This window comes from Streptomyces sp. NBC_00080 (genome assembly GCF_045041255.1).
GTDB lineage: Bacteria > Actinomycetota > Actinomycetes > Streptomycetales > Streptomycetaceae > Streptomyces > Streptomyces coriariae.
Map to the genome: position 1 here is coordinate 5,250,739 of NZ_CP108235.1, position 15,649 is coordinate 5,266,387.

Consider the following 15,649-nt stretch of genomic DNA (forward strand, 5'->3'; position numbering starts at 1 on the left):
CAACCGTTGTGTCCGGCGCGCGAGGAGGAACCATGTTCCGCAGCGAGTTCGCAGACGTCCCGCCCGTAGAACTCCCCATCCACGACGCCGTGCTGAGCCGTGCCGCCGAGTTCGGCGAACTGCCGGCGCTCGTCGACGGTACGGACGGCACCACCCTCACGTACGACCAGGTGGACCGGTTCCACCGGCGGGTCGCCGCCGCTCTCGCCGAGGCCGGGCTCCGCAAGGGCGACGTACTGGCCCTGCACAGCCCCAACACCGTCGCCTTCCCGCTCGCCTTCTACGGGGCCACGCGCGCGGGCGCCACGGTCACCACCGTGCACCCGCTCGCCACCGCCGAGGAGTTCGCCAAGCAGCTCGACGACTCCGCCGCCCGCTGGATCGTCACCGTCTCCCCGCTGCTCCAGACGGCCCGACGGGCGGCCGAACTCGCGGGCGGCGTCGAGGAGATCTTCGTCTGCGACACCGCCGCCGGGCACCGCTCGCTCGTCGACATGCTCGCCTCGGCGGCCCCGGAACCGCAGGTGGACATCGATCCGGTGGAAGACGTGGCGGCCCTGCCGTACTCCTCCGGCACCACCGGCGTCCCCAAGGGCGTGATGCTCACCCACCGGCAGATCGCCACCAACCTCGCCCAGTTGCGGCCGGCGATGTCCGTGGGCCCGGGCGACCGCATCCTCGCCGTGCTGCCGTTCTTCCACATCTACGGCCTGACCGCCCTGATGAACGCGCCCCTGCGCGAAGGCGCCACCGTCGTCGTCCTGCCCCGCTTCGACCTGGAGACGTTCCTCGCGGCCATCCAGAACCACCGCATCACCGGCCTGTACGTGGCCCCGCCGATCGTCCTCGCCCTCGCCAAGCACCCGGCGGTCACCCGGTACGACCTGTCGTCCCTGCGGTACGTCGTCAGCGCGGCCGCGCCCCTGGACGCCGCCCTCGCCGCCGCCTGCGCCGAGCGCCTGGACCTGCCGCCGGTCGGCCAGGCCTACGGCATGACGGAACTGTCCCCGGGCACCCACGTCGTCCCGCTCGACGCCATGCGGGACGCCCCCGCCGGCACCGTCGGCAAGCTCATCGCCGGCACCGAGATGCGGATCGTCTCTCTCGACGACCCCGGCAAGGACCTCGACGTCGGCGAGGCCGGCGAGATCCTCATCCGGGGGCCGCAGATCATGAAGGGCTACCTGGGCCGCCCCGACGCCACCGCCGACATGATCGACGGCGACGGCTGGCTGCACACCGGCGACGTCGGGCGGGTCGACGCGGACGGCTGGCTCTTCGTCGTCGACCGGGTCAAGGAACTGATCAAGTACAAGGGCTTCCAGGTGGCCCCCGCCGAACTCGAGGCCCTCCTGCTCACCCACCCCGGCATAGCGGACGCGGCCGTCATCGGCGTCTACAACGACGACGGTAACGAGGTCCCGCACGCGTACGTGGTCCGGCAGCCCACGTCACCCGGGCTCGCCGAAGGAGAGATCGCGATGTACGTCGCCGAGCGGGTCGCCCCCTACAAGCGCGTCCGCGCGGTCACCTTCATCGACGCCGTGCCGCGCGCCGCCTCCGGCAAGATCCTTCGCCGTCAACTGAGGGAGCGTGCATGACGACCGCCCTGGTCGGACGGACCCGCGTCCGAGGAGTGGAGACCCTCAGCCTCGACTCGCCCGCCACCCGCAACGCCCTCTCGCGCGCCCTCGTCAGCGAACTGACGGACGCGCTCGGGAGCTGCGACAAGGACGACGACGTACGCGCCGTCGTCCTCACCCACACCGGCAACACCTTCAGCGCGGGCGCCGACCTCAAGGACCCCCCGCCGCCCGACGCGGTGCCCGCGCTGCTCCGGCGGATCCTCGAACTGCGCAAGCCCGTGGTGGCCAGGGTCGCCGGACATGTGCGGGCGGGCGGGCTGGGTGTGCTCGGCGCCTGCGACATCGCGCTCGCGGCCGGCACGGCGACCTTCGCGTTCACGGAGGTGCGCATCGGGGTCGCGCCTGCCGTCATCTCGCTGCCGCTGCTGCCCCGCGTCGAGCCGCGCGCCCTCGCCCGCTACTGCCTCACCGGCGAGACCTTCGGCGCGGCCGAGGCGGCCCGGATCGGCCTCGTCACCCTCTCGGCCGGCGACGGCGACCTGGACGAGGCCCTGGCACCCGTGCTCGACGGGCTGCGACGGGCCGCGCCCACGGCCCTGGCCAGGACGAAGGAGCTGCTCACAGCTAAGGTGCTGGAGGCCCTCGTCGAGGACGCGGGCGAGATGACCAGGCTCTCGGCCTCGTTGTTCGCCGGCCCCGACGCCCGCGAGGGAATGACGGCCTTCCTCGAACGACGGGATCCTCCATGGGTGTTGTGACCACGGACGACCGCGCCCCGGACGACCGTGCCCCGGGCGACCGTGCCCCGGGCGACCGTGCCCCGGGCGACCGCGGGCCGGGTGACCGGGTGCCCAAGCAGGACCGCAGCCGGGCCACGCGGCAGCGGCTCCTGGCGGCCGCCGTGGCCTGCCTCGCCGAACGCGGCTGGGCGGGCTCCACGGTCTCCGTCGTCGCGGAACGCGCGGGCGTCTCCCGGGGCGCGGCCCAGCACCACTTCCCCACCCGCGAGGACCTCTTCACCGCGGCCGTCGAGTACGTCGCCGAGGAACGCTCGGACGCGTTGCGCGCGCTGTTCCCGCAGGGCGCGACGGGCGACCGGCGCGCGGTCGTCACCGCCCTCGTGGCCCTCTACACCGGCCCCCTCTTCCGGGCCGCGCTACACCTGTGGGTGGCCGCCTCCAACGAGGAGCAGCTGCGTTCGCGCGTGACCGAGCTGGAGGCCCGCGTGGGCCGCGAGAGTCACCGCATAGCCGTCGAGCTCCTGGACGCCGACGAGTCCGCGCCCGGCGTCCGCGAGACCGTCCAGGGCCTGCTGGACATGGCCCGCGGCCTCGGCCTCGCCAACCTCCTCACCGACGACGCGGGGCGCCGCGAGCGCGTGGTGACGCAGTGGGCGGGGCTGCTGGACGACGCACTCGGCTGACCCCACCGTCGACACCCCGCCCTGGCCCGACCCGGGCGCCCGCCGACGGGCCCGCACGGAACAGCGTTCCCGCCGGACAAGGTCCGAGCCCCCGAGGCGACGGTCCCGTCAGGGGTTGAGCCGCTCCACCCGCCAGCTCCCGTCCGCCTCCGCCACGTACCGCAGCCGGTCGTGCAGCCGGTTCATGCGGCCCTGCCAGAACTCCACCGACTGGGGAGCCACCCGGAAACCGCCCCAGTGCGGCGGCACCGGCACCTGCTCGCCCTCCGGATAGCGGGCCGCCAGCTCGGCGTAGGAGGCGTCGAGATCTGAGCGGCCGGCGATCACCGAGGACTGCGCGCTGGCCCAGGCCCCCAGCTGGGAGCCGTGCGGCCGGGTCCGGAAGTACGCGGCGGTCTCGTCGCGCCCGGTGCGCCGTGCCACGCCCCGCACGATGACCTGCCGGGCCATCGGATGCCAGGGGAAGAGCAGCGAGACGTACGGGTTCTCGGCGAGGTCGCGGGCCTTGCGGGAGTCGTAGTTGGTGTAAAAGACGAAGCCCTGCTCGTCGAAGTGCTTCAGCAGCACCGTGCGGGAGCCCGGCCGGCCCTCGGCGTCCGCGGTGGACACGACCATGGCGTTCGGCTCGAAGAGATGGGCCTCGACGGCCGCGTCCTTGAACCAGCGGGCGAACTGCTCCACGGGTGTGGCGGCCAGCTCGGCCTCGGAGAGCCCCTCGGCCCGGTACTGCTTGCGCATGGCGGCGGGATCGGGGACGGGGCCGGGGGAGACGGCGTCTGCGTCGGTCACGTGGTCATCTTGCCGTACGGCCCACCGCCGCAGACCGACCCACCAAAGGTGGCACTGAGTGCCGCGACCACTCCCCAAGGGTGGCACCCGGGGATATGGTGCAAAGGCACTCGTCGCCGTGTCCCGCCCCGGTCGGGTGCCGGTCGGGTGACCGACGGCCGCACGGGGCATCAGTGGAGTACCGCCCAGGACCGCGAGTCTTCGCACCCGAGGTGCACAGGACCGTGGAGCCGCAGGCGCCGCCCGTCGCACACCCGCTGTCCCCCGCCGCACCCGTCCCACCCCCAGCTTCCGCCCCACACCGTTCGTTTCACACCTTCCGTCCCACACACATCCCGTCGCACACATCACGAGGAGCCGCCCGATGTCCGACTTCGTACCCGGACTCGAAGGAGTCGTCGCGTTCGAGACGGAGATCGCCGAACCCGACAAGGAGGGCGGCGCCCTGCGGTACCGGGGCGTCGACATCGAGGACCTGGTCGGTCATGTCTCTTTCGGCAACGTCTGGGGCCTGCTCGTCGACGGCGCCTTCAACCCCGGCCTGCCGCCCGCCGAGCCGTTCCCGATCCCCGTCCACTCCGGTGACATCCGCGTCGACGTGCAGTCCGCGCTCGCCATGCTCGCGCCCGTCTGGGGCCTGAGGCCCCTCCTCGACATCGACGCCGAGCAGGCCCGCGCGGACCTCGCCCGCGCGGCCGTCATGGCCCTCTCCTACGTCGCCCAGTCCGCGCGCGGCCAGGGCCGGCCGATGGTCCCGCAGCGGGAGATCGACAAGGCGCAGTCCGTCGTCGAACGGTTCATGATCCGCTGGCGCGGCGAGCCGGACCCCAAGCACGTGGCCGCGGTCGACGCCTACTGGACGTCGGCCGCCGAACACGGCATGAACGCGTCCACGTTCACGGCCCGCGTGATCGCCTCCACGGGCGCCGACGTCGCCGCCGCACTGTCCGGCGCGGTGGGAGCCATGTCGGGCCCGCTGCACGGCGGCGCCCCCTCCCGTGTCCTCGGCATGATCGAGGAGATCGAGCGGACCGGGGACGCGGAGGCGTACGTCAAGCAGGCCCTCGACAAGGGCGAGCGGCTCATGGGCTTCGGCCACCGCGTCTACCGCGCCGAGGACCCACGCGCGCGCGTGCTGCGCCGTACGGCCCGCGAGCTGGGCGCGCCCCGCTTCGAGATCGCCGAAGCCCTGGAGAAGGCGGCCCTCGCGGAACTCCACGCCCGCCGCCCCGACCGGGTCCTGGCGACGAACGTCGAGTTCTGGGCGGCCATCATCCTGGACTTCGCCGAGGTCCCGGCGCACATGTTCACGTCGATGTTCACCTGCGCCCGCACGGCGGGCTGGTCGGCGCACATCCTGGAGCAGAAGCGCACCGGCCGCCTGGTCCGCCCGTCGGCCCGCTACATCGGCCCGGGTTCCCGCAACCCTCGGGAGATCGAGGGCTACGGGGACATCAGCGGCTAGGCCGGGCACAGGGCGTCACGCGGGGCTGAGCAGCTCCGCGTGGTGCCGTTCGGCCACCAGCGGGTGGGCCCGCAGCTTGCCCTTCAGCTCGTTGAAGCCGTACTCGGCGAAGAGCGGGTTGGCCGGGTCGTCGGTCACGCCGGGCGCGGCGGAGGCGTGCGGGAAGGACAGCGGCTCGACGCGGGCGTCCAGACGGGGGTTGTAGAAGAAGGGCACGGAGAACCGCTCGACGGCGCTCGGCGGCGACACGACCCGGTGGTTGGTGGCCACGAGATATCCGTCGGTCGCCACCTCCAGCAGCTCACCCAGGTTGACCACGAAGGCGCCCGGCAGCGGCGGTACGTCATGGAACAGCCCGTCCGCGCGCTGTACCTGGAGTCCGCCGACCCGGTCCTGGAGCAGCAGCGTCAGAAACCCGTAGTCCTTGTGCGCCCCGACGCCTTGACCCGCACCGTCGCCCGCGCTTCCCGGATACCGCACGAGCTTCAGATGCGGATGTGCCCGCTCACCGAACGCCCGGTCGTAGAAGTCGACGGGCGCCCCGATCGAGGCGAGCAGCTCGTGCAGCAGCTTCTCGGCGACGGCGCTCAGCCGCGCGATCCACGCGAGTGCGGCGGTTCGCAGCGCGGGCAGTGCGGCGGGCCACTGGTTGGGCCCCTCCAGCCACCAGTAGGCGGGCTCGTCGGGACCGGGTGTCCGGGCGGGCCGCTCGGCCCCTATGTCGAGCTGGTCCCGCCAGTCCTGCCGCCCGCCGGTCCGCTCGTCGCCGGTCCGCGTGTAGCCGCGGAAGTGCGGCGAGTTCACGTTGTCGATGGCGAGCCGCTCGGCCTCGGGCAGCGCGAAGAAGGCCCGCATGGCGGACAGCAGCTCGCCGGTCTCCCGCTCACCGACCCCGTGCCCGACCAGCTGGAAGAACCCCACGTCGTGCGCGGCACTGTGCAGCTGCGCGTGCAGCAGTGCCCGGGCCTGGGGGCCGCGGTCGGCGGCGGAGAGATCGATGATCGGCAGTTGCTGGTACGACGGGTTCGTCATGGTACGTCCGCAGGTGTACGGGGCCCGGCCGCCGCCATGGGTGGGGCGGCGCACGGGTGCCAAGTGGGCAAGAGAGAGGGGAACGCAGGCGGATGTGAACCGCGGAAGGGGCTGGAGGCTCAGAGGGAGCGTCGACAGCCCATGCTCGTGACGCGGACGTAGTCCACGTGGCGGCGTCGAACGAGCGAAAGCATGCGCCCAGGGTACTGCCTGACGAAAGATCCGTGCGTGGCGCGGATCACGCCCCGCAAACCCTGCGGACGGAGAGCCCGAGCGCGGTGGGCCCGAGCGCGGTGGGCCCGAGCGCGGTGGGCCCGAGCGCGGTGGGCCCCAAGGACGGAGGGCCGGAAATGCAGGCGACCCGCGAGTCTGGTCCTCGCTCAGGAGGGCCGGCCGGACGTACCGGCGACTCGCGGGTCGGGTGACTGCGTTGAATTGGCCGGTTGCGTGCAACTCACACACGCCGGTCCGGCACCGCACTCAGTGGGCGACGGGCCACTAGCCCGCAGCCACCTCCGACGTCCGGTGTGCATACATGCTTCGGACCACCTCCTTTCCTTCGGTACGTCACACACTAGGAACGCGTCTCCGCTCGCTTCAAGTGTTTTTCCGGGATGTTGACTCGGCGGACCGGGAAGCGATTCCCTGCTCGCGTGACCGATCTTCGTCTGCGCACCGAGGTCGTGGCCGGTGAGGCCGCGCTCGAACAATGGCGGCACGTCCACAACACGATCGTGCCGCCCGCCGCGATGTCCCTCGACGAGGTGCGTGAGCGCGCGGGCCGCTACCGGCTGGAGAACGCCTACGTCGGTGACGTCCTCGTCGGCTGCTCGACCGTGCGGCCGCCCGAAGGCGATCAGGCGGTGGCGACCGTCATCGCGCGCGTGCTGCCCGCCTACCGGGGGCGCGGCCACGGCGCCGCCCTGTACGACCACGCTCTCGCCCACGCGCGCGTGCTCGGCGCCCGGGTGGTCGAGACGTGCGTGCTGGCCCTCAACGAGGACGGCCTGCGGTTCGCGCGGGCACGCGGTTTCGTCGAGGTCGAGCGGTACGTGCTCGACGGCGGGATGGCGGAATGGGTCGACCTGCGGCTCCTGCCCCGCGATGACTAGGCCGCGGTACAACGATTCCTCTGCAATCTTGCGGGAACCATATGTGGGCTGCGTCACGTTCGAGTTGAATGAGGGCAAGTGAGCGAACCTGCAGGGGGTCCAGGTGAGTGCTTCCCGACGTAGTGGGACCACCGACGAGCTGGGGCCGGACGAGCCCGAGCGGTCGGGCGGCGACGGCCCCACGCCCCCGGAAGGCGCGGAGACCGCGGTCGGCCCGGTCGGCCCGGACGGCACCGATCTGCTCGCCGCGCTGCTCGACGGCATGGACGCGGCGCTCTGCGCGTTCGACGGCGACGGCATCGTCACCCACTGGAACCGCGAGGCCGAGCGCATCCTCGGCTGGACCGCCGCCGAGGCGGTTGGCCGGCACGGCTTCGCGGGATGGGCCGTGCGCGAGGCCGACGCCGAGGACATCGAGGGGCGGCTGATGTCCGCCATGCACGCGTCGGGCCGCCAGGTCCACGAGTTCGCGCTGCTGACCAAGGACGGCGGCCGCGTCCTCGTGCGCAGCCAGTCCGCCGCCGTGCGCGGGCCCGACGGCAAGCCCGCGGGGCTGTACTTCGCGTTCAGCGAGGTGCACGCCCAGATCGACCTGGAGCGCTCCATCGCGCTCAGCGAGGCCCTCTTCGACGACGCCTCCTGGGGAGTCGTCCTGGTCGACGCCGACCTGCGCCCCGCCGTCGTCAACGCGCACGCCGCCCGCGCGCTCGGCACGGGCCGTACGGCCGCCCTGGGCCGCCCTCTGGGCGATCTGCTCACCCGGGGCGTCGAGGAACTGGAGAACGCGCTGACGCACGTCCTCGCCGAGGGTGCTCCGCCGGTCCCCGCCGAGCTGTGGGTCGGCGTGCGCACCCCGGAGGGGGAGAAGCGGCGCTGCTGGCGCAGCGGCTTCCTGCGGCTCGCCTCGCCGCTCGCCGAGGAGCCGGTGCCTCTCGGGGTCGGCTGGCTCTTCCAGGACGTCACGGAGGCCAAGCAGGGCGAGCAGGAGGCCTCGCTGCTGCGCTTCCGCGCCAACCAGCTGCACCGGGCCGCCCGCGCGGCCGCCGAGTGCGAGGACCCCGCCGAGGCGGCCACCGTGCACCTCGACTTCGCGCTCGCCGGATTCGCCGACCACGCCCTGGTCGACCGGGTGATGGGCGGCGCCCCGGCCGACGTGGAGGGGGCCGGTCCACAGCGGCTGATGCGGGTCGCGGCCACCCCGTCGGGCGGGCCGGGTCCCAGCACGCTCACCGGACACACGGGCCTGCCGGTGCGCTACGGCGAGGCGCACCCGGCGCTTCAGTGCGTGGCGCGGGCCGGTTCGGTGCGGGCCGGGGTGGGCTCCGCGCCGGCCGACGAGGCACGGGAGTGGGCCCGGGCGCGCCTGTGGCCCGACGACACGGTGCACGCCCTGTGCGCGGTGCTGCGCAGCAGGGGCCGCACGCTGGGTGTCGTGACGTTCCTGCGCGGCGGCGGCCGTACGGCCTTCGAGCGTTCCGACGCGAACTACGCCGAGGACGTCGCCGTCCGGATAGCCGCGTCGCTGGACCTCGCCGATCTGACCGGGGTGGCCGACGCTTCGGGCCGGGGCGAAGGCGCCTGACCCGCGCGGTCGCCCGGTCGGGAGGTCGGTCCGCCGGTCGCGCCGCCGGGTGGGGGTGGCGCCCGTTCAGCGGCGGTAGAAGATCCGGTCCCGGTACTCCTCCATGATCCGCCCGTTCCAGTCGTGGCCGCCGTCGACGTTGCCGGAGCGCAGCAGCGGGGGCTCGATGCCGCGCTCGGCGAGGACGCCGGCCGCGGTGGCCATCACGGCCTGCAGGAGCGCCGAGGTGACGACCGTGGAGGCGGGGGCGAAGGGCGCGGGGACGGTGTCGAGGGTGAGTTCGGCGTCGCCGACCGCGATCTTCGAGTCGAGGACGACGTCGCAGTGGTCCTTCAGGAAGGTTCCGGAGGCGTGCCGGGACGTCGTCTCCGAGGCGTAGGCCACCGACGTCAGACCGATCACCCGGACGCCCAGGGCGCGGGCCTTCTGGGCCATCTCCACGGGCAGGGCGTTGCGGCCGGACAGCGAGACGATGACGAGGGCGTCGCCCGCGCGCAGGGGCGAGGTTTCCAGGACGGCGCTCGCGAGGCCGTCGACGCGCTCCAGGGCGGAGCCGAGGGTGGCGGGGGAGACGTCGACGCCGACGACGCCCGGGACCGCGAGCAGGTTCATCAGGGCGAGGCCGCCCGCGCGGTAGACGACGTCCTGGGCGGCGAGGGAGGAGTGACCGGCGCCGAAGGCGAAGAGGCGGCCGCCCGCGGCCACGGTGTCGGCGAGGAGCGTGCCGGCGGCCTCGACGGTGTCGGCCTCCTCGTCGCGGGCCCGCTGGAGCAGGGCGATCGCGGCGTCGAAGAACTGGGCGGCGAGCTTGCGGTCGCTCATCCGAAGGGCCCCTTTGCCGTAGCGGGTGTCCGTGTCGCGGATCACCGTGCGGTCTGGACCAGTGCGCTGTCAATACGCCCGGTGACGGTGGGGCGGCCGGGGTGCCGGCCTGCCTCGCGGTGGGGATCCGCGCCCCGATGTAACCGCCTCGTTTCAACGGCGCGGCACGCTTGTCAGTGGTATCCGGCAGAATTGAGTCCAGGGCCAGCGCACGCGCCGGAGAGCCGTTCAGCCTTCGGCAGAGCCAGCAGAGCTAATCGAGGGGCACACATGTCCGGACTGATCGACACCACGGAGATGTATCTCCGCACCATCCTCGAGCTGGAGGAGGAAGGCGTGGTGCCCATGCGTGCCCGGATCGCCGAACGCCTCGACCAGAGCGGGCCGACGGTCAGCCAGACGGTGGCGCGCATGGAGCGCGACGGTCTGGTCTCCGTGGCCAGCGACCGACACCTGGAGCTCACCGACGAGGGCCGCCGACTGGCCACGCGCGTGATGCGCAAGCACCGCCTCGCCGAGTGTCTCCTCGTCGACGTGATCGGCCTGGAGTGGGAGCAGGTGCACGCCGAGGCCTGTCGCTGGGAGCACGTGATGAGCGAGGCCGTCGAGCGTCGCGTGCTGGAGCTGCTGCGGCACCCGACCGAGTCGCCGTACGGCAACCCGATCCCGGGCCTGGAGGAGTTGGGCGAGAAGGACGGCGCCGACCCGTTCCTGGACGAGGGCATGGTCTCGCTGGCCGACCTCGACCCGGGCCTGGAGGGCAAGACGGTCGTCGTACGCCGCATCGGCGAGCCGATCCAGACGGACGCGCAGCTGATGTACACGCTGCGCCGCGCGGGCGTGCAGCCCGGCTCGGTGGTGAGTGTGACGGAGTCGGCGGGCGGTGTGCTGGTGGGCAGCGGCGGCGAGGCCGCCGAGCTGGAGTCGGACGTCGCGTCCCACGTCTTCGTCGCGAAGCGCTGAGCTCCGGCCGGCCGGGCGCGGGGCGGCGTCGAGGCGACCGCCGGTCGTCGCCGAAACGCTGAGCATTGTTCAACTCCTCGGGAGTGTGGGGAAGTTGGGGTGTTCCGTCGATCTCGTCGAATCGCAGATTCCCTGTGTCGAATCGCAGCGCTCCGGCGCTTCACGTGCCAGGCTGTCGCGTGGGGCATATGACCTGAGGGGGGCCGGATGCCGTGCCGCGGAGCAGTGGAGAGCCCCGGTGCCGTACGGCACCGGGGCTTGTCCTCCCCTGTACTGACCCGGAGCCCCGAGCTCTCAGGGTCATTCCCCGCGGACCGATTTCCCCGAGCGGTCCGCCTCCCGCTGAAGGTCTCCCCTCGGCAGCGGGGATCATTCCTTGAGTGTGGTCACTCGAACGAGGGGTGTTGTGCGCGGAGAGTGCATTTCTCGAAAGGCCATTCGATAGCCTGCGGGTGATTGAAGGCAGTACGAAGGCATCGGAAGCGCAGCGGTATGACGGCTAGGGGGTGCCAGGACCTATGGCGCGACGCATCGACGTGACCGGGGCGGGCGGCGTGCGCCTGGCGGCCTGGGAGTTCGGTGACCCGCCCAAGGGCGACCCGGCGAAAGCGGTGACGGAGCCCGTGATTCCGCCCCAGTCCGTGCGGAGGCGGGAGGGGGGCCGGCCCGCCGAGCCCCCCGAGTACGGCGCCGGAAGCAGGCCGGGCGTCCTGTTACTGCACGGTTTGATGGGCCGGGCCTCGCACTGGTCGTCCACCGCCCGCTGGCTCTCCGAGCGGCACCGCGCGGTCGCCCTCGACCAGCGCGGCCACGGGCAGAGCGCGAAACTGCCCGAGGCCGCCTTCACCCGCGAGGCCTACGTCGAGGACGCGGAGGCCGCCCTGGAGCAGCTCGGCCTCGCCCCGGCCGTCCTCATCGGCCACGCCATGGGCGCGCTCACCGCGTGGCAGCTCGCCGCCAAGCGCCCCGACCTGGTGCAGGGTCTGATCGTCTGCGACATGCGGGCCTCCGCGCTGGGCGCGGCCTCGCAGCGCGAGTGGGGCGACTGGTTCAAGTCCTGGCCGGCCCCCTTCGCCACGCTCGCCGACGTCCGCAAGTGGTTCGGCGAGGACGACCCCTGGGTGGAACGCCCGAACCCCTCCCGGGGCGAGTTCTACGCCGAGGTGATGCACGAGTCGCCGGACGGCTGGCGTCCCGTCTTCGAGCCCGAGCAGATGCTCAAGACCCGCGAGACCTGGGTCTACGACGCGCACTGGGAGGAGCTCACCCAGGTCCAGTGCCCGGCGCTGGTGGTGCGCGGCCTGGACGGCGAGCTCGGCCGCGCCGAGGCCCAGGAGATGGTGCGGGTCCTGCCGCGCGGCGCGTACGCGGAGGTCGTCGACGCCGGGCATCTCGTGCACTACGACCAGCCGGAGGGATGGCGCACGGCGATCGAACCGTTCCTCGACGCCGTACTCGCCCCCGAAGCCCCCTGAGCACCGGTGCCTCTGAGACCCGGTGCCCTCTGAGGTCCCTGGTCCCCTGAGGGGCTCCGGGTCCCCTCGGGCCGCCGGCCTCGCTCGGGCTCCGGGTCCCCTCGGGCTGCCGGCCTCCCTCGGGCCCCGGCCCCCCTAGGGGCCTCTGAGGTCCCTGAGGGCCCTGGCGATCTCCCTGGGCGCCTGCGGCCCGCCGGAGGCGCCCTGAGGCCCGCCGAAGGCCTCCCGAGGCCTCGGCTCCGGGCCTCCTCGGCGGTCAGGCGGTCGCGGGCCGCTCGCCCTCGGCGGCCGCGGAGTCGGGCGTCCGCGCGGGCAGCCGGTCAGCCCTTGCTCACCGCCGTCAGGATCTCCGGGAGGCGCGTCGCCGTCCGGGGAGCGGCCAGACGCAGTCCCAACAGCGTGATCGCCGCGCCGTACACCGCGCCCCCCGGCAGCAGCAGCCAGGTCCAGGAGTCCCCGCCCTCGGTGACGTGCAGCCAGATCGTCACCGCGATGACAGGCGCGCACAGCAGGGCGGCCGAGACCATCCCGCCGAAGATCGCGATCCAGGCGAGACCGGCCTGGCCGGGGGCGACGTTCTTGTAGCCCTCCTGCGGGATCGAGTAGGGAAAGCGGGCCGAGGTCCAGGCACCCGTCGCCAGCATCGCGCCGAGCAGCGCCAGGGACAGCCCCAGCGCCTCGGGCAGCTTCGACCAGTCGCCGAGCATCGCCGTCGTCAGCACGGTCACCAGCGTCGCGTACGGCAGGGTGATCAGCAGGAGGGCCAGCGCCCGCGCGCGCAGCTCGACGTACGCGTCCCGGCGCGAGGAGATCGTCATCGCGACCATCCAGAACGCGGACGTGTCCTGCCCGAACTGGTTGTACATCTGGATGCCGAGCATCCCGGCGGCGAAGCAGGCGAAGTAGATCGAGCCGGTGCCCTGCAGGGCGTTGAAGACCGGCACGATCAGCCCGATGGCCAGCGACGTCACCCAGGCCGCCTTCGTCTTCGGGTCGCGCCAGATGTAGCGAAGACCGCGCTCCATCACGGTGCCGGTGCGCCCGCCCGGCAGCAGCCGTCCGAGCCCCGCCGAGGTCCGCCGTTCCCGTGCGGCCGGCTCGGCCGCCTGAAGGGTGGAACCGTCGGGCGAGATCATCAGCCGGGTCAGGCTCCGCGTCCACACCCGCACCAGCAGCACCAGAGCACCCGCGCTGACCGCGATCTGCGCGGCGGCCGTCCCGTACGCGCCCTCGCTCACCGAGTCCACCGCGCCGATCGCCGAGGCGGGCGGCAGCCAGCGCAGCACGTCCGCCGCCGGATCGAGCTGCCCGAGACCGGACGTCCCGAGCCGCTGCGCCCCGAAGTTGACGACCTGCGCGCCGATCGCGATGACCAGCCCGCTCAGCACGGCGAGATCGCGTCCCTTACGGCTGGTCAGCAGCCGGATGTTGGCGGCGGCCACGGCCCGGGCGAGTGCCACGCAGACCAGCAGCCCGAGGGCGACGGCGAGCACGCCCACCGTCCATGCGGCGGCGCCGTGCGCCACGGACACCACCGAACCCACCAGCATCAGCAGCGTGAACAACGGCCCGATGCCCACCAGGGAGGCCGCCAGCAGCGCCCGCACCAGCGGCCGGGGCCGCAGCGGCAGCATCACCAGCCGGGTCGGGTCCAGGGTCTCGTCACCGCTGGGGAAGAACAGCGGCATCACCGCCCAGCCCATCCCCAGCACCGCCGCGAGCAGCACCACCAGCGACACCGCGTGGTCGTGCCCGCGCAACGCGATCAGTCCGAGCAGCTGAAGCGCGGCGAACAGCAGCGTGACGACGGCGGAGGCGACGTACGCGGCCCGCCGCCCGCCCGACTGCCGCAGCCCGTTGCGCAGCAGTGACAGCTTCAGCCGTACGACGGTGGGGACGAGGCCCGGCGGGGAGGTCGGCTCGCTCACCGGGTCGCCCCGCCGCCCAGCCAGTCGAGGTCGGAACCGGTGTCCCGCCCCTGTGCCCCGACGAGTTCGAGAAACGCCTGCTGCAAGGAGGGAGCCGAACCCCGCACCTCCTCCAGCGTCCCGTGCGCCCGGATCCGCCCCGCCGCCAGCACCGCCACCCAGTCGCACAGCGACTCGACGAGCTCCATGACATGGGAGGAGAAGACGACCGTCGCCCCGGACGCGGTGTACCGCTCCAGCACTCCGCGGATGATCTGTGCGGACACCGGGTCGACGCCCTCGAACGGCTCGTCGAGGAAGAGCACTTCGGGGTTGTGCAGCAGCGCGGCCGCGAGCCCGATCTTCTTCCGCATGCCGGTCGAGTAGTCGACGACGAGCTTGTGCTGGGCCCCGGCCAGATCGAGGACGTCGAGCAACTGCGTGGCCCGCTTGTCGACCTCGGGGCCCGGCAGCCCCCGCAACCGCCCGCTGTAGACGAGAAGTTCACGCCCCGAGAGCCGCTCGAACAGCCGGAGCCCCTCCGGCAGCACGCCGATCCGCGCCTTCACCTCGACGGGATCACGCCACACGTCGTGCCCGACCACCTCGACGGACCCCTGATCGGGCCGCAACAGCCCGGTCACCATCGACAGGGTCGTGGTCTTCCCGGCGCCGTTCGGCCCGACGAGCCCGATGAACTTCCCGGACGGCAGATCGAGATCGATCCCGGCGACGGCGACCTGCTGCCCGAACCGCTTCCAGAGGTTACGCACGCGTACGGACGTCATGCATGAACCCTACGGCGGAGAAAGCGCCCCAGGGGGTCAGCGATCGCGTCCGCAGGCGTAGGCGAGCGGCGAGATCAACTCCTCCGCGTCCGGCAGCCAGCGGTTCGCGGCGGTGGGCCGGCACGCCCACTGCACGGCACCCCGCGACCCGAACCGCGTGGGCGGCGCGGCGACCCACATGCCCTCGCCGAGCGTCAGGAGATCGAGCGCGCCCAGCGACCAGCCCAGCTTGCGCACCAGGTCCGGCACCTTTGCCGACGCGCCCGGCAGCACGAAGAACTGCATCCGGCGGTCCGGCGTCAACGTGACGGGACCGAGCGTCAACTCCATCCGCTCCATCCGGGCCAGCGCGAGAAACCCGGCCGTCTCCGGAACGGAGATCGCGTCGAACGTACGCCCGGTCGGCAGCAGGATCGAGGCGGTCGGCTGCTTCTGCCACATCCGGCGCGCGACCGTCGCGCTGCCGGTGGCCTGGGTCGCCCAGTCGGGGCGTGCGGGGTGCGCGCCCGGCGCCGCACACGCGCCGTCGCCGCAGGAGCAGCGCTGCAGTCCGTCGACGGGTTCCAGCCAGGTGCCGGGGAACACGTCCCAATGACGTTCCTCGGCGTATCGAACAGCGGTCTCGAGCAGCGATTCCCCGCGCTGCTTCGGGATTTGAGTGGCTTCGGCGCCCGCGATGGTCTCTTCCACGATGAACACAACTCT

General features: G+C 72.8%; 14 protein-coding genes. 8 read left to right on the forward strand and 6 right to left on the reverse strand.

The window, feature by feature from the left end; translation table 11 throughout:
* Positions 1 to 32: 32 nt before the first annotated feature.
* Genes OHU34_RS23595 through OHU34_RS23605 form a run of 3 tightly spaced genes read left to right on the forward strand, consistent with a single transcriptional unit; the run spans position 33 to position 3,009 of the window.
* Entirely contained in the window at positions 33 to 1,601 is a 1,569-nt protein-coding gene (locus tag OHU34_RS23595; RefSeq protein WP_142264880.1) for a 4-coumarate--CoA ligase family protein, read from the forward strand.
* Positions 1,598 to 2,344, forward strand: coding sequence for an enoyl-CoA hydratase family protein (locus tag OHU34_RS23600; RefSeq protein WP_142264879.1), 747 nt, complete (start codon positions 1,598 to 1,600; stop codon positions 2,342 to 2,344). The genes OHU34_RS23595 and OHU34_RS23600 overlap by 4 nt, the downstream gene beginning before the upstream one ends.
* A complete protein-coding gene (locus tag OHU34_RS23605; protein WP_405768174.1) occupies positions 2,332 to 3,009 on the forward strand; it encodes a TetR/AcrR family transcriptional regulator in 678 nt (225 codons plus the stop codon). Before OHU34_RS23600 ends, OHU34_RS23605 begins: the two co-directional genes overlap by 13 nt.
* Positions 3,010 to 3,117: 108 nt before the next feature.
* Here OHU34_RS23605 and pdxH read toward each other — a convergent pair whose 3' ends face one another.
* Positions 3,118 to 3,798: a pyridoxamine 5'-phosphate oxidase gene (pdxH, locus tag OHU34_RS23610; RefSeq protein ID WP_142264877.1), complete on the reverse strand. Its 681-nt coding sequence runs from the start codon at positions 3,796 to 3,798 to the stop codon at positions 3,118 to 3,120.
* 364 nt (positions 3,799 to 4,162) lie between these two features.
* On the opposite strand from pdxH, the gene OHU34_RS23615 reads away from it, so the two are divergent.
* A complete protein-coding gene (locus tag OHU34_RS23615) occupies positions 4,163 to 5,263 on the forward strand; it encodes a citrate synthase 2 (RefSeq protein WP_142264876.1) in 1,101 nt (366 codons plus the stop codon).
* A 15-nt stretch (positions 5,264 to 5,278) separates the two neighbouring features.
* On the opposite strand, the gene OHU34_RS23620 is transcribed toward OHU34_RS23615, so the two are convergent.
* Positions 5,279 to 6,295: an isopenicillin N synthase family dioxygenase gene (locus OHU34_RS23620; protein ID WP_405768177.1), complete on the reverse strand. Its 1,017-nt coding sequence runs from the start codon at positions 6,293 to 6,295 to the stop codon at positions 5,279 to 5,281.
* Between the two features lie 653 nt (positions 6,296 to 6,948).
* On the opposite strand from OHU34_RS23620, the gene OHU34_RS23625 reads away from it, so the two are divergent.
* Both OHU34_RS23625 and OHU34_RS23630 read left to right on the forward strand, forming a co-directional pair.
* A complete protein-coding gene (locus OHU34_RS23625; RefSeq protein ID WP_405768180.1) occupies positions 6,949 to 7,407 on the forward strand; it encodes a GNAT family N-acetyltransferase in 459 nt (152 codons plus the stop codon).
* A gap of 103 nt (positions 7,408 to 7,510) precedes the next feature.
* Entirely contained in the window at positions 7,511 to 8,989 is a 1,479-nt protein-coding gene (locus OHU34_RS23630) for a PAS domain-containing protein (protein ID WP_405768183.1), read from the forward strand.
* A gap of 66 nt (positions 8,990 to 9,055) precedes the next feature.
* Here the strand turns inward: OHU34_RS23630 and OHU34_RS23635 are convergent, their stop codons facing one another.
* Positions 9,056 to 9,811, reverse strand: a complete 756-nt coding sequence (locus OHU34_RS23635; protein ID WP_230195404.1) for an SIS domain-containing protein — start codon at positions 9,809 to 9,811, stop codon at positions 9,056 to 9,058.
* 270 nt (positions 9,812 to 10,081) lie between these two features.
* On the opposite strand from OHU34_RS23635, the gene OHU34_RS23640 reads away from it, so the two are divergent.
* Together OHU34_RS23640 and OHU34_RS23645 are read left to right on the forward strand one after the other, a co-directional pair.
* Complete coding sequence (locus tag OHU34_RS23640) at positions 10,082 to 10,774, forward strand: metal-dependent transcriptional regulator (protein ID WP_020130217.1); 693 nt, start codon at positions 10,082 to 10,084, stop codon at positions 10,772 to 10,774.
* Positions 10,775 to 11,292: 518 nt separating this feature from the next.
* Positions 11,293 to 12,249, forward strand: coding sequence for an alpha/beta fold hydrolase (locus tag OHU34_RS23645; RefSeq protein WP_405768186.1), 957 nt, complete (start codon positions 11,293 to 11,295; stop codon positions 12,247 to 12,249).
* Positions 12,250 to 12,569: 320 nt separating this feature from the next.
* On the opposite strand, the gene OHU34_RS23650 is transcribed toward OHU34_RS23645, so the two are convergent.
* From OHU34_RS23650 to OHU34_RS23660, 3 genes are read right to left on the reverse strand one after another with little or no spacing between them, the layout of a single operon-like run.
* Positions 12,570 to 14,177 carry a transporter gene (locus OHU34_RS23650; protein ID WP_142264870.1) on the reverse strand — a complete coding sequence of 536 codons (1,608 nt, stop codon included), beginning with the start codon at positions 14,175 to 14,177 and terminating at the stop codon, positions 12,570 to 12,572.
* Positions 14,174 to 14,944 (reverse strand): ABC transporter ATP-binding protein, encoded by a 771-nt coding sequence (locus OHU34_RS23655; RefSeq protein WP_028806912.1) that lies wholly within the window; start codon positions 14,942 to 14,944, stop codon positions 14,174 to 14,176. Before OHU34_RS23655 ends, OHU34_RS23650 begins: the two co-directional genes overlap by 4 nt.
* Before the next feature lie 36 nt (positions 14,945 to 14,980).
* Positions 14,981 to 15,643 (reverse strand): bifunctional DNA primase/polymerase, encoded by a 663-nt coding sequence (locus OHU34_RS23660; RefSeq protein ID WP_108221969.1) that lies wholly within the window; start codon positions 15,641 to 15,643, stop codon positions 14,981 to 14,983.
* Positions 15,644 to 15,649 lie beyond the last annotated feature (6 nt).

Coding starts and splice junctions, on each gene's coding strand:
- OHU34_RS23595 (WP_142264880.1), top strand. CDS start 33: ATGTTCCGCAGCGAGTTCGCAGACGTCCCGCCCGTAGAACTCCCCATC.
- OHU34_RS23600 (WP_142264879.1), top strand. CDS start 1,598: ATGACGACCGCCCTGGTCGGACGGACCCGCGTCCGAGGAGTGGAGACC.
- OHU34_RS23605 (WP_405768174.1), top strand. CDS start 2,332: ATGGGTGTTGTGACCACGGACGACCGCGCCCCGGACGACCGTGCCCCG.
- OHU34_RS23615 (WP_142264876.1), top strand. CDS start 4,163: ATGTCCGACTTCGTACCCGGACTCGAAGGAGTCGTCGCGTTCGAGACG.
- OHU34_RS23620 (WP_405768177.1), bottom strand. CDS start 6,295: ATGACGAACCCGTCGTACCAGCAACTGCCGATCATCGATCTCTCCGCC.
- OHU34_RS23635 (WP_230195404.1), bottom strand. CDS start 9,811: ATGAGCGACCGCAAGCTCGCCGCCCAGTTCTTCGACGCCGCGATCGCC.
- OHU34_RS23640 (WP_020130217.1), top strand. CDS start 10,082: ATGTCCGGACTGATCGACACCACGGAGATGTATCTCCGCACCATCCTC.
- OHU34_RS23645 (WP_405768186.1), top strand. CDS start 11,293: ATGGCGCGACGCATCGACGTGACCGGGGCGGGCGGCGTGCGCCTGGCG.
- OHU34_RS23655 (WP_028806912.1), bottom strand. CDS start 14,944: ATGACGTCCGTACGCGTGCGTAACCTCTGGAAGCGGTTCGGGCAGCAG.